This window comes from Peribacillus sp. NPDC060253, assembly GCF_042727425.1.
In the GTDB taxonomy this organism is placed as follows: domain Bacteria; phylum Bacillota; class Bacilli; order Bacillales; family DSM-1321; genus Peribacillus.
Genome location: NZ_JBHXAS010000012.1, coordinates 1 through 13,678, shown reverse-complemented (window position 1 = coordinate 13,678; position 13,678 = coordinate 1). Strand labels below are relative to the sequence as shown.

Sequence of the window (13,678 nt, the reverse complement as noted above, 5' to 3'; positions counted from 1 at the left end):
ATCCTCCTACTTGAAAGATAAATCTTTACCCCAAATATTCATGTCCTCATACTTATCCCAAATATTGCAATTTTTCGTTAATCTGCCTCCGTATTCATAACCAAGCTGGTGAAAAACGGCGTTCATGCCCATTGACAAAGATCGTGCCAATGAATACGAACAATAAATATTTTTCCTGATCAGCTCTTGTTCCAATGCGGAGATGAGCACTTTCATGAAACCATGCTTACGATGATTGGGAAGTGTTGCACAGTCTGTTAATTCAGCGTTATGATACATTTCATTCACTTCCGCGGATGCAGCGCTTACGATGGTTCCTTCATATTCGATAACACTGAAGATCGTACCTTCTTCCATCACTTTTTTGATATATCGCTCATCATTCATCGGTGTAGGATAGGTTTCAAAAATAGTACTATATAAAATTGCCAGCTCGTGTGCATCTTCATCCGTAGCGAACCGTAGTGTATAATTCTCAGGTATTTGCTGATTTTCCATCAGTCTAGGAACCCTACTTACATCTTGGATGATTTTATCTTCCTTCACCCAAAAGTCGCTTGTTCGCCTTTCATCCGTTAAATAGAAGGCCATGCAATAGGCATCATTCCCTTTGAAATATCTGCTCATTATTCCTTCCAGCATGAATCCGTGAGCCAATGCAGCAGATAAATCTTCCTGTCGTGCTTTAAGTATCACTTTTGTAAAGCCCTGCTCATGTGCGATGGCAAGCGCATGAGTCACAGCTTTTTTGAAATTCCCCCGATAATCATCCAAACGTAAACGCTGATTGGCATGATCATGATACAGTTCCATCGTATAACAATCCCCAGATTCCATTTGGGTGAAAAAAGGCAGCTTTTGAACAGGCATCATGTCCCCCCCCTTATTTAATGAATTCGGGAGAAGAGATGCATAACATCTGCTTCTCCCGGCATTCTATTTCCAATTGAATATTTGCTTAACAGGCGCCTGAAGAAGCTGATCATACGTAAACTCATCAGGATATTCACTCACATCATATATGGATAAGGATTCATCCACCTTTTGATTCATCGAATCAGACACATAGATTCCACATTCCGGACAATTCACTGCTGGAACTTGAAGGACTTTTATGGAGCGTTTCCCATCAGGCATGATCCAGTAGCAATCCTTCATTTCGCTTTCTTCAACGTTAGGCGCATTACACCACAAGCAATCCATCTTTATTCCTCCTTGCCTTCAGTTTTCACCGAGCCACTTGCGACCATGGCGTTCTTTTTTTCTTGGGATAACCTTAATTTTTCCTTCATTTCATCCCTTTTATCACGGCGATCCTTCAAGGAAGCATGTTCATCAGTGCTTTCATATGCTTTTCTCTTGTCAAGACGACGAAGGCCCTCTGGCACTAAGTTGAATTTCTCGTCCGTCATGAGAGCGGAAATACCGACGGCTTCTTTCCTGTCCTCAGTACCATACACTTCATCAAAGTAAGCATCTGCACTGCCGGCAACATAATTCTTCGGCTCTGGATAACTAGTGATGACACCTTCAAAGTTCCGTAAAACGACTTTATCCGGACTTTGCGAAAGAAGGTAATTCGGAGTCAACGCAATCTTCCCGCCTCCGCCAGGAGCATCCACCACAAAGGTTGGCACCGCATATCCTGATGTATGGCCGCGCAGCGCTTCAATGATTTCCAATCCTTTTGAAACCGGGGCCCGGAAATGGCCGATTCCTTCAGATAAATCACATTGATAAATGTAATAAGGTCTTACCCTTGCTTTAACACAGTCATGCATAAGCTTTTTCATGATATGGACACTATCGTTGATACCAGCTAGGATGACAGCCTGATTACCAAGCGGGACGCCGGCCATCGACAACATATCACATGCTTTTTTCGCTTCATCCGTCAATTCAAGTGAATGATTGAAATGCGTATTTAACCAAATTGGATGGTATTTTTTCAGAATATTACATAAATTTTCCGTAATCCTCTGCGGGAAAACGACTGGTGCACGTGTGCCGATCCGAATGATTTCTACATGCGGGATGGCACGTAAGTTACTCAATACGTATTCGAGAATCTTATCATTGATCAACAGGCCGTCTCCTCCAGAGATCAGCACGTCCCTCACTTCCGGAGTATTCCGGATATATTCAATCGCCCCGTCCAGCTGCTTCTTTGGAACGCCCATGCCAACCTGACCTGAGAAACGGCGGCGCGTACAATAGCGGCAGTACATCGAGCATTGGTTCGTTACAAGGAAAAGCACGCGATCCGGATAACGATGCGTCAAGCCTGGAACAGGTGAATCCTCATCCTCATGCAGCGGATCTTCCAAATCATATCTGGTCTTATTCATTTCTGCCGAAAGCGGTACCGACTGTAAACGAATCGGACAGCGAGGATCATCGGGATTCATCAAAGATGCATAGTATGGCGTAATGTTCAATGGAATCGTTTGGGTCGAAATACGGACCCCTTCCTCTTCATCCGGTGTCAAGTTGACGACTTTTTTCAGATCATCCAATGTTTTAATCGTATTGGTCAACTGCCAAATCCAATCATTCCACTGCTCTTCCTTTACATCCTTCCACAGTTCGATCTCATTATAATGTCTGCGTCCACCAAGGTATTCTTTATGTTTTACATCCATTCCCATCAAATTCATTAATAATTCCCCCCCAATATTCTTAAGAACTTATATATATCTACTCGCAAGAATGATGCCAACATCCTCAACTAGGGAAAACAAAGGAAAAAGAGATTTTCACTAAATAAAAACGCAAGAAATTTTTCGTTATGCCTAATATTTTGCAGCCAGATTCTTTGCGCCAGGCTAATCATTGAAAAAAGAGGGTCTCTATACACGAGAGCCCTCTTCAAGTACCTCCTTATTTAGTTGATGATGGCGCTTTCCATTCATTTTGATTCCTTTGATCCTGCCGCATAAACTTTTTCAATACCGTACTTGTTTAACTTATATTGTAATCCCTGTCTTTTAATATTGAGGGCCTCAGCTGTTTTGCTGATATTCCCGTTATATTTCTCAAACATATTGATGATCATTTCCCTTTCCATCTCTTCAAGAACGACCGGTAAATCAATCTTATTTTTTAATGGAGGTTGGGGGCTCTGCGCACTTGAGGCAGAATATTTTCCTGAAGGGAAGAGATAAGCAGGAAGATGATGCTCATCAATCATATCCTCCCCCGCATCCATGACGTTAAATGCCAACTCGATGGCATGTCCCAGTTCACGAATGTTTCCAGGCCAAGAATATTGAAGAAGCCGTTGCATTGCCTTTTGGCTGACTCCGCGTACTTCTGAAAAGAATGATTTGTTAAATTTCCGAATAAAGTGATCGACGATTTCCGGTATATCCGTTTTACGCTCCAAGAGAGAGGGCATTTGGATCGTCACGACATTCAAACGAAAAAATAAATCCGAGCGAATGATTCCACGCTCTAACGCCTCGTCTGGAGAGATGTTCATCGCAGCAATGATTTTCACATTAATTTTTTGCTCCTTCGATCCTCCAACACGGCGTACCTCACCTTCTTGCAGCACTCGCAGCAATTTTGCCTGCAGGCCAAGGTCAAGGCTATTCAATTCATCAAGAAACAATGTACCGCCATTTGCCTGTTCAAAAATACCCTGCCGGTCCATCGCTCCGGTAAAAGCCCCTTTTGTCGTGCCAAACAGCAGTCCCTCCATCAATTCCTTTGGAACAGCCGCACAATTTTGCGCAATGAATGGTTGATTTCGCTGAGCACTTACATTATGTATACTTTGAGCGACCAGTTCTTTTCCTGTCCCCGTCGGTCCATAAATCATCACCGGTGAATGTGTACGAGCCGCTTTTTTCGCCAATGAAACCGCTTGCTGAAAAGCCGGGCTGCTACCGATTAAATCACTAAAATGATAGGTCGCCGTCCCTTCAAAGAACTTATTTTTCTTATGGGTCTCAACCAGCTGGGAACGCAAATCAACAATTTGATCATACATGTTCATGACCTTGGTAATATCCTTTGCGATTTCCACTGCCCCAATAATTTCACCGTCCTCGTATAACGGATACGTACTATTGATGGAAGTTATTTTTTTCTCTTTTAAATTGACATACGTTTGAATGGACTCAATCGTTTCGATGCCTTTATCCAAGGCTACATGCAGCGTACTGGATTCATCAGTCAATGAAGGATAAAGCAAAAAGATATTCTCACCCAACACCTGCTCCCGATCAAGCCCGTCGATATGTGCCATCATTTCATTGTAGAATACGGTATCCCCATCTTTATTCACGATATGGACACCCACATTGATCACATTCAATATCCATTCAAATTGAGTGGAAAACTGATTTACTGAAGATTTCATTTCTTCATCTCCGTTCTCTGCCATTTGATAGAATCACCTGTAAATTATAGCATTTAATGGGAACTATTCATCTCTTTATCTTGAATAATTTAAAAACCAAAATTTTCCTAAAAATAAAGGTAAATCCACTATCTTCAAAGAAAGTTTAAATAGAAAAAATGAAACGAAAGGGGTGATTGGGATTTCAAAACGAACGAAAGAAACCAGGATAGAAATTAAACCTTGGAATGATAAGGACCTTGATTTACTTTTTCAACTAAATATCCCAGAAATGATGGAGCATCTAGGTGGTCCAGAAAGTAAAGAACAAATTCTGAAACGCCATCAACGATATCTTCAGCTTGAGGATAAGGGATGTATGTATAGCATCATCCTATTTCCAGAGGCAGAAACAGTTGGTTCCGTTGGCTACTGGCAAACCGTACGGAATAATGAAAATGTGTACGAAGTCGGCTGGAGTGTCCTCCCTTCCTATCAGGGGAAAGGAATCGCATCCATTGCCGTGAAGGCTCTCATAGCCAAAATCAAAGCCGAACGAAAATACAAATATATTCACGCATTCCCGTCCGTCACTAATCCTGCTTCCAATGCAATTTGCCGCAAGCTGGACTTCACACGCCTCTCTGAATGTGAATTCGAATACCCTCCAGGAAGCTTTATGCGATGCAATGATTGGCGCTTGGAAATTGTTTAGGTCGGATTATTGGGGCGTGGGTCGGATTAATCGAGGTGTAGGACGAATTATTTCATTTTAGGAAGGAATAATCAGGGTGTAGGACGGAATATTCCGTGGTAGGTCGAATTATGCCGGTTTTAGGTGAATTATTTCCCGGGAAAGTCTAAATATTTTGGGTTTAGGTCGAATTATTTCCGCGTGGGCCAAATAATTCCCGGGGTAGGTCGAATTATCTCGATTTAGGACGAATTAATCGGGGTGAGATCGGCTAAGATGTCAATCCGCGAACATTCACGTTTCACATTAGATGTTATTGTTCTCATTTTCTAGCAAACCATTCATTCCATATTTGTTTACCTGCCTTTTTATCTGCAGAAATCTTTCTTGCTCTTTGGAAATTAAATAATGCCGCCTCAGTATTTTTTCCGAATTTTGCGTCATGGGGTCCGGGGTTAAATCCTTCCATATATAGTGCTGCTTGCAGGATCCATGTGATATTGCAGGTGGCGCCCTTTTTTACGGGGACGATCGCCGCCTTCGTTTTGGGTCCCCATTTTCCATCAACAGCAAGCTTTTTAAACTTTTTATAAGGGCCGATCGAGTTTTAGGACCATTAACCCCATCCACAGCAAGTGCCGCTTTATACCGGCTATTTAACGCTTTTTGAATAAAAATTATATGGCCATCTCCTTTGCTGGTCTTTGATAGTTCAGTTTCTTCGAGGTTAAAGGTAAGTTGAGGGTCTTTCCCTGCCTGTAACTGTGTAAGGGATAACCCGCCCGTCATCTCCAAGTGAGGATAATCCTTGAATGAAGTCCAATCCCCTCCCCAGTTAAATCCTAACTCTTTGCCTATAGCAGCCACACGCTGCCACTTTGCATTCATTGTCCATATTGCGTTCTTCCCATCATCACTCACAAGAAAAAAATCAATAGCGAGTCCAAAATTATGATAAGATTGGCCTGGCTTTGCGTTTGTCACTTTAGGTTTAGCTAGATTACTATAATCTTTTCCATTGTAGCTATAAACTCGTCCTTGACCATAAAGCACAGCTTGTTCTTCAAAAGAGCGATGACCCGCACTTATCTGTACATAAATCCCTTCATTATAAGCACGTTCCACCATTTCTAATGCTGATTCCTTCACCACTTGATCCATCCCTTTGCCCATCTTTTTCACTGATCGATTCAATAATGTTCGTAATGCCACTGTCACCCTAATCCCTCCTTTTAAGTTCCCTTTCAGACTTTATATAAGCTTTTTTATCGGAAAAGTAGCATGCATGGAAAAGCTTTCACATTATTGTTGATATTTGAACAAATAAAAGAGACCACTTGTTGTGGTCTTAGACTGTAGATAAACTCGATAATAATTAAGTTTGTCTACAGTTTTTTTTAGGTTTTTAACATTTGACCGTTGCGTTCCCACTCCAGGCACTAGCTTTCCGCGGGGTCTCCCTTGGACGCGCTTTTCTAAGCAGGAGTCTCGTACCTTCCGTTCCAATAAACTTTTTTTAAAATTTAGCTGGAACCCCTTTTGTCTACAAACTCAGACCACTTATTGTGGTCTTATTTCGTTCGCTATGGACTATACGGGCATGTTAAAAAAGGCGTTTTTAGAAATTTTTTTATAAAAGAAGGAGAATTTTTCATAATGTCTTGTTTTATAGGCACTCGCATAGAAAATGAATAGTTGAATATCAGTATAATGTGGAAAATTTTGGTGGTACAAGGTATTTCCACATGTTACAGTAATAAGTATTGGGATATTTTCCATTTTACAAATATAAAAGGAGGCCTCGTCATGATTATTAAGTGGGTTAGACTACGATAATTAAAGGGGCAGGCCCATCATGCTCCGGAAAAAATTTATTGATCTGCGCATTAGATAATATTTAATACGGAGGTAAATAACATGAGTGAACAGATACTGAAAATAAATAAAGTGGATATATGTACAGAAAGTTTTGGAGACTCTAAGGACCCTGCTGTGCTTTTGATCATGGGAGCGATGTCTTCATTAGACTGGTGGGATGAGGAATTCTGTCTTCGCCTCGCTGATCAGGGGAGGTTTGTCATTCGGTATGATCATCGGGATCTGGGGCGATCGACCGTTTATAAGCCCGGAACTTCCAACTATACAATAACGGACATGGCTGACGATGCCGCGGGTGTCCTTGACGCTTATTCCATAGAGCAGGCTCATATCGTTGGAATGTCCCTAGGCGGTTTGATCGGCCAGATACTTGCCTTGAGATATCCGGAACGCGTATTTACGCTTACGCTAATTGCATCAAGTGTGTTCGGGACTGTGATGGAAAAACTGCCTCCGATGGACCAGAGCATACTGGATTACCATGCGAAAAGTGCTTCCTTAGATTGGTCAAATCGGGAGGCGGTCATTCCCTATCTTGCGGATGGATGGAAAACTTTAGCCGGTTCCAAACATTATGAGCAGGAAAGAATATATAAACTGGCAAAAAGAGAGGCGGACCGTGCCAAACAGCTACCGAGCAGGTTTAATCATGCCATGCTGCAAGGAGGAGACGTATATTACGATAGAATGGATGAGATCAGCGTACCTGTCCTCATTATTCATGGTACAGAAGATCCAGCCCTGCCATACGAGCACGGTCTTGCTCTTGCGAAAGCCATCCCTCATGCTGAATTAGTTACTCTTGATGGATCAGGGCATGAGATTCATAGTGAAGACTGGGACGAAATTATAGATTCAGTTATAAAGCTTAGTTCGCAATAAAAGAATCAGTCGAAAAATTTAGCCATTATGTAAGACGGCTGCAATTTGGAAGATGAATAACCCTAATAAAAGCCCCCTTTCTCAGAGTTACAAACGAGAAATGGGGCTTCCTTTACTTCATTGGTTAATTCAAATGCGTGGTACTGTTTAAAAATCTAATAAGTTTATATGGATGTTCGGTATACTCAAGAAGATGTATACCTGTATTATTAGAATTGAACCACACATCATTAATTTCGTGTGGAAATTGAAGAAAACTTTCAATTAGTTTTGTAATCATCCCCCCATGGGATACAACAGCAATTCTTTTATAGTTTGCACTGTTTTCTCTAATATAGGAAAGTACATTTTGAGCTCGTAATGTAAAATCAAATTTACTCTCCAAATCTTGCATCTCTCGCAACTCATCTAAGAATGTTACTGGACATTTGATAGTATTCGATAAAGTTTCGGCAGTTTTACTAGCCCGAAGCAAGGTACTTGACCATATGAATTCTGGTGGAAACTCTTCTAATACACGTCTGCACATTTTTTCTACTTGTTCAACTCCCTTACTAGTTAGTGGTAAATCTGTAGTTCCTTCGTAATTTTCTTCTAGAAAATCGTCTTCTGACTCACCATGTCGAATTAATAGTATCTGCATGATAACACCTCAATTTTGTTTATTTATCCAAATTAGTAATTCTATTCAACTTTAATAAAACCTTTAAAAGAATAAAAACCGAGTATTTGTTACCAATTAAAATCCTGCATTAAATATTGCTTTTAACTTCATTGCATAAGAAACGCAGAAGATATTAATACTATTTGAGAAATAAAGGAATTTTACAGATTTTATCTGCTATCTGAAACAAGTATAGGGTGATGAAAATGTGGAAAACGATTGTTTCCTACCTTCCAGAATGGCAGGTTTTTATACAAGCTTTTATTGCGTTTTTTATTCCGTTTCTAATCAGCAAATTGTTTATTTTGCTACGTACCTCAAAGGATGAGTGAAGATAATGAAAGAGTGGATATCAAAGATTGGTAAAAAAGGGAAAGTTACTAATAATGACAAACTAGAAGCAACTACCTCCCAAGATACAACGGGTCAGTTTACAGATAATTTCATTTTAAATCTTGAAATGGTCAAGCAAGAAATTGGCCATAATTGGGATGTGCATTTTCGGGAATTTAATTTAGGGCGTACAGGTATAAGGTCCATTATCATTTTTGTGGACGGACTATCGGATAAAGACCTCATTGATAAGCATATTATGCCATCATTGATGGTTGATTTTTCAGCAGAATATAAACAGGACCTTCCTTACCTCAAAGGAGGCATTTCAAAAGAGTTTATAAAAAATGAAGTGTTATCCATTAGTGAAGTGGAGGAAGTTCGTTCCATTAAAGAGTTTACATCAAAAGTACTAACAGGCTCTACCGCTCTTATAATGGATGGATCATTGAATGCGTTAATCCTTGGAACTACAAAACTTAAAACAAGGACAATTGAAGAGCCGGTATCAGAGGCATTAGTCAGAGGCCCACGGGTCGGTTTCACTGAATCATTGAGTGATAATACATCCTTTTTAAGGGGTAGTGGTGAAATTGAGAATTTATCATTAGTAAAATTCCAAGTAGGAAAGCGTTCAAAAAAAGACTTGGTTGTCGCTTACATAAAAGATATTGTTGATCCCGAATTAGTTCAAGAGGTAGAAAACCGAATTAAGAAAATCGATATGGATAGTGTGCCTGAATCAGGTTATGTAGAGCAACTTATCGAGGATAATTACCTTAGCCCTTTTCCGCAGGTACAGAATACAGAGCGTCCGGATCGCGTGATCGCTGCTTTGATGGAAGGTCGAGTGGCCATCTTATTAGATGGTACGCCCTTTGCTTTGATCGCTCCGGTTACCTTAAGCATGATGTTGCAATCACCAGAAGATTATTATGAAAGGTGGATTCCTGGCACATTCATACGAATGCTTCGTTACCTCGCAGCTATTCTAGCTCTTTTTACCCCGTCTTTGTATATAGCTTTTATCTCATTTCATTCAGGGATGATTCCGACCAAACTGGCCATCTCCATTATAGGAACCAGGTCCGGGGTTCCGTTTCCGGCACTTATCGAAGCATTATTCATGGAAATATCCATCGAAATTTTGAGGGAAGCAGGACTGCGCTTACCTAAGCCAATCGGTCCAGCAATGGGAATCGTCGGCGGTTTAATCATCGGGGAAGCTGCTGTACAGGCCGGGATCGTTAGCCCTGTTTTGGTCATTGTAGTAGCGTTAACCGCTATTTCATCATTTTCCATTCCGCAATATAGTGCTGGGTTTACAATACGGATTCTTCGTTTTCCTGCAATGCTATGTGCTGCCACATTTGGATTATACGGGGTCATTCTCTTTTTTCTTTTCATGGCCAGCCATTTAGTGAAATTAAAAAGCTTTGGTGTACCTTTTTTAAGTCCAGCCGTTCCTTATCGCTTAAGTGAATGGAAAGACCTGATGGTTCGCATGCCGCTTATGATGATGAAACGCCGTCCAAAGATGATGCATACAAAAAACCCCATACGTAAAGGATAACCTATCGGTGAAAGGGTGGTTAAAGAATGATTCTCAGTCCGAAAGACAAAATTACAACTCCTCAAGCAGCTGTCATTGTCATCAACTTTATACTCGGCACAGGATTACTCACCCTCCCCAGATCATCTACGGAGAAGGTACATACACCAGATGTATGGATAAGTGTTATTTTAGGCGGGGCTATCGCCATAATCGCGGGGGTGATCATGGTTAAATTAAGCCAACAATTTCCAGAAAAGACCTTTTATCAATACATCAATGATATTGTAGGAAAATGGGTGGGGAGGTTGCTCAGTTTAGTTGTAATATGTTATTTTCTTACAACTTCAGGATTTCAGCTACGAGCAATGGCGGAAGTAATAAAGTATTTACTTCTGGAAGGTACCCCTACATGGGCAATTATTATGATTTTCATGTGGGTAAGTCTTTATCTCATCATCGGCGGCATTAACCCGATTGCCCGTCTTTTTGAAATTATATTACCTTTGACAGTTATCCTTTTTTTAGTAGTCACCTTTATGAGTATTAAAATATTTGAGATCGATAATCTGCGACCGGTATTAGGAGAAGGAATCATCCCTGTACTAAAAGGAGTAAAAACAACGGCTCTCGCTTTTTCAGGGCCTGAAATCATGTTACTGCTTCTTCCGTTTATGAATCAGCCAAAAAAAGCAGTAAAAGCCCTGATTGTTGGAGTTTCCATTCCATTGATTTTTTACGTGATAACGGTCGTAATGGTTATCGGGGCATTATCTGTTGATGGAGTGGTCATGAGAACATGGCCGACACTTGATCTTATACGAAGTTTTGAAATCTCCGGCTTGATCTTTGAACGGTTTGAATCTTTATTGCTCGTGGTTTGGATTATGCAAATATTCGCCACATTTACCATAACCTACTATGCAGCTGCATTAGGGCTAGCTCAACTTTCGAAAAAGAGCATTCACCCATTCATGTTTGGCTTACTTCCGATTTTATACATCATTGCCATGATACCGAGAAATATCAATGACCTATTTAAACAAGGAGATTTCGTCGGCAATATGGCCTTGTTTTTATTTGGTTTACTCCCGCTTCTCCTGCTTATCATCTCAAGAATAAAGGGAGGAAAATATGAAACAAACACATAGCAAGATACGGCCCCTCTTCATTTCCCTCTCCGTTTTTTTGTTCTTATCCCTTACAGGATGTTGGAGCAGTCATGAAATTGAAGAGCAAAGTCTAGGTATAGGTTTGGCATTCGATAAAGGCAAGCAGTCCTCCATCGAGAAAAAGTTAAACGAACAAGGGGGGGGTTATTCAAAAAGAAACCTGATTACTGCAACCTATCAATTTATCACTCCACTGGTAGCGAGTTCAACGACGAAACAAGCAGGACCACAACAAAAATCTTATGTTAACGTTTCCGAATCTGGAGATTCCTTCCACCAAATGGTTCGTGAAATATCATTGAGAAGTGAACAACCCGTAACCGCTCACCATATGAAAGTGGTTGTTATCAGTGAAAGTCTTGCAAAATCGTATAAGTTGGAACAATTACTTGATCAAAATTTTCGAGAAAGTGAGGTTAGACCAAGCTGTCTTGTTCTCATCAGTAAAGGAAGAGCAAGCAAGACATTGGAAACAAAGAAAGCAGGAGAAATTCCAGCGTTTCGTCTGGCTGGCATTGTAGAAAATGCATATCGATCAACGAGGATTTTGCCTCCCATGTCGCATATTAAAGTAGAAAGCAAGATCAAATCAGGATCTAGTTTTCTGTTGCAAAATGTACGATCAGCGAATGGGCAAGTCAAATTTGCCGGAGCTGCCGTGATCGATGGAAAGACACACAAAATGACTGGTTTTTTGAATGAGGAAGAACTGGAGGGCGTAACATGGATAACAGGTAAAGGGAAAGGCGGTGTAGTGAAAAGCTTTTATAAAGAAACCGGTCAGCTGATTGTGTATGAGATAGAGACCATGAAAAGCAGAATTATACCTCGAGTTAAAGGAAACAACATCTCTTTTGATGTAAACATTGAATCAGTGGGAAGGCTTTCAGAAAATTGGGTGCTTTCGGGAAATACTTTTAAAAATGAATTTCTCAAAAAAGCAGAAAAATCATCTGAAAAAGAAGTGAAACGCTTGGTGAGGAATGTATTAGAAAAAATGCAAAAAGAATACAAAGTCGACGTTGCTGGCTTCGGAAATCGATTGCGAATTGAGAATCCTAAAGTATGGAAGAAGGTCAAAAAGGATTGGGACCAAACCTTTAGTGAAACTCCGATCAACTACAATGTAAAATTAACCATTAATGATTATGGAACATCAGGAGGATCAAAGAAGTGAGACATCAAGCTTAATTACGATTGGACCTTCTAAAAATGAAAAGATCAAAAGAAGATGTTCAAACAGACTACATAATGTCTAAATGTCTAAACATCTTCTTTAATTGGACCTAATTGATTCTAAGTCTGTAAAAAGTGTATATTCGTTCCAAAGGATTTCTGGCCCTTCTATACCCATCTCCGAGCAATTACTTGAGACACGTTTTCGCCTTACCAAAACGGGTAGTGTATGATAGAAGCATGAGTATGATAAACGTCTCTCTATAGGAGGAATGTTCATGAATCCGGTCATTTTATTCGATGGTGAATGTAACTTTTGTGATTCGAGTGTCCAGTTCATTATAAAGCGCGATCCGAAAGGGCTTTTTCATTACGCTTCGCTTCAAAGTGAGGCGGGTCAAGAGTTGCTGAAGAAGTACGATGTTCCTGCAGATATAGATAGTATGGTACTGATCGAAAAGGATAAGGCCTACTATAAATCGTCTGCAGCCTTGAGGATTTGCCGCCGTTTACAAGGGGCATGGAAATTGTTTTACGGCTTCATCATCGTTCCAAGCTTCATCCGGAACAGCGTTTATGACTTCATTGCCAAGAACCGTTACAAATGGTTCGGCAAGAAAGAAGAAAGCTGTATGCTGCCATCGCCAAGTGTTCGAAAGCGCTTTTTATAAATAGGCTTTGTAAACCAATGATGATTTAATTAAAAACCGTGGAGAAATAGCACTTGGGGAAGAAAATCAAAAACTTAAGATTCACTTGGAGGATCAATAAAGATTTAATAATGGCTAATCGAACATCTACAGAAGTTTTGGGTAATGTTGAATGTAATTAGAGTTAGTATAGTTTCATGGACACATTTTAGTTAAGTCCTTACAATGATTTTTGAGAGGATGTGTCCGTCTTGGAACGTAAGAATACAGGGAAAAAATATAATAATGAATTCAAGAAGACTATTGTAGACCTTTATCACTCGGGTAATTCG

13 protein-coding genes are annotated in these 13,678 nt (G+C 40.3%); 6 read left to right on the top strand and 7 right to left on the bottom strand.

The window, feature by feature from the left end:
* Positions 1 to 6: 6 nt before the first annotated feature.
* The 4 genes from ablB to ACFWE9_RS05095 form a co-directional block, all read right to left on the bottom strand.
* Positions 7 to 870 carry a putative beta-lysine N-acetyltransferase gene (gene ablB, locus ACFWE9_RS05110; protein ID WP_230159949.1) on the bottom strand — a complete coding sequence of 288 codons (864 nt, stop codon included), beginning with the start codon at positions 868 to 870 and terminating at the stop codon, positions 7 to 9.
* 66 nt (positions 871 to 936) lie between these two features.
* Positions 937 to 1,203 (bottom strand): YokU family protein, encoded by a 267-nt coding sequence (locus tag ACFWE9_RS05105; RefSeq protein WP_230159951.1) that lies wholly within the window; start codon positions 1,201 to 1,203, stop codon positions 937 to 939.
* A 2-nt stretch (positions 1,204 to 1,205) separates the two neighbouring features.
* Complete coding sequence (kamA, locus tag ACFWE9_RS05100) at positions 1,206 to 2,642, bottom strand: lysine 2,3-aminomutase (RefSeq protein WP_230160189.1); 1,437 nt, start codon at positions 2,640 to 2,642, stop codon at positions 1,206 to 1,208.
* Between the two features lie 266 nt (positions 2,643 to 2,908).
* Complete coding sequence (locus tag ACFWE9_RS05095) at positions 2,909 to 4,390, bottom strand: sigma-54 interaction domain-containing protein (RefSeq protein WP_230159953.1); 1,482 nt, start codon at positions 4,388 to 4,390, stop codon at positions 2,909 to 2,911.
* 157 nt (positions 4,391 to 4,547) lie between these two features.
* Here ACFWE9_RS05095 and ACFWE9_RS05090 point away from each other — a divergent pair, with 157 nt between their 5' ends.
* Positions 4,548 to 5,060, top strand: coding sequence for a GNAT family N-acetyltransferase (locus ACFWE9_RS05090; protein WP_377355941.1), 513 nt, complete (start codon positions 4,548 to 4,550; stop codon positions 5,058 to 5,060).
* 301 nt (positions 5,061 to 5,361) lie between these two features.
* Here the strand turns inward: ACFWE9_RS05090 and ACFWE9_RS05085 are convergent, their stop codons facing one another.
* Together ACFWE9_RS05085 and ACFWE9_RS05080 are read right to left on the bottom strand one after the other, a co-directional pair.
* Positions 5,362 to 5,526: a peptidoglycan-binding domain-containing protein gene (locus ACFWE9_RS05085; protein ID WP_377355939.1), complete on the bottom strand. Its 165-nt coding sequence runs from the start codon at positions 5,524 to 5,526 to the stop codon at positions 5,362 to 5,364.
* A gap of 32 nt (positions 5,527 to 5,558) precedes the next feature.
* Positions 5,559 to 6,257: a M15 family metallopeptidase gene (locus tag ACFWE9_RS05080; protein ID WP_377355871.1), complete on the bottom strand. Its 699-nt coding sequence runs from the start codon at positions 6,255 to 6,257 to the stop codon at positions 5,559 to 5,561.
* A gap of 699 nt (positions 6,258 to 6,956) precedes the next feature.
* Between ACFWE9_RS05080 and mleCBF the strand changes: the two genes are divergently transcribed.
* Positions 6,957 to 7,799, top strand: a complete 843-nt coding sequence (mleCBF, locus tag ACFWE9_RS05075; RefSeq protein ID WP_377355869.1) for a CBF family alpha/beta fold macrolide esterase — start codon at positions 6,957 to 6,959, stop codon at positions 7,797 to 7,799.
* Between the two features lie 124 nt (positions 7,800 to 7,923).
* Here mleCBF and ACFWE9_RS05070 read toward each other — a convergent pair whose 3' ends face one another.
* Positions 7,924 to 8,442, bottom strand: a complete 519-nt coding sequence (locus ACFWE9_RS05070) for a histidine phosphatase family protein (protein ID WP_230159961.1) — start codon at positions 8,440 to 8,442, stop codon at positions 7,924 to 7,926.
* 358 nt (positions 8,443 to 8,800) lie between these two features.
* On the opposite strand from ACFWE9_RS05070, the gene ACFWE9_RS05065 reads away from it, so the two are divergent.
* The 4 genes from ACFWE9_RS05065 to ACFWE9_RS05050 all read left to right on the top strand — a co-directional run bounded on the left by ACFWE9_RS05065 (position 8,801) and on the right by ACFWE9_RS05050 (position 13,367).
* Entirely contained in the window at positions 8,801 to 10,369 is a 1,569-nt protein-coding gene (locus ACFWE9_RS05065) for a spore germination protein (RefSeq protein WP_230159963.1), read from the top strand.
* A gap of 26 nt (positions 10,370 to 10,395) precedes the next feature.
* Positions 10,396 to 11,499, top strand: a complete 1,104-nt coding sequence (locus tag ACFWE9_RS05060) for a spore germination protein (RefSeq protein WP_230159965.1) — start codon at positions 10,396 to 10,398, stop codon at positions 11,497 to 11,499.
* Positions 11,483 to 12,697, top strand: coding sequence for a Ger(x)C family spore germination protein (locus ACFWE9_RS05055; protein ID WP_377355866.1), 1,215 nt, complete (start codon positions 11,483 to 11,485; stop codon positions 12,695 to 12,697). The genes ACFWE9_RS05060 and ACFWE9_RS05055 overlap by 17 nt, the downstream gene beginning before the upstream one ends.
* A 277-nt stretch (positions 12,698 to 12,974) precedes the next feature.
* Positions 12,975 to 13,367: a thiol-disulfide oxidoreductase DCC family protein gene (locus ACFWE9_RS05050; protein WP_377355864.1), complete on the top strand. Its 393-nt coding sequence runs from the start codon at positions 12,975 to 12,977 to the stop codon at positions 13,365 to 13,367.
* Positions 13,368 to 13,678: the final 311 nt, after the last annotated feature.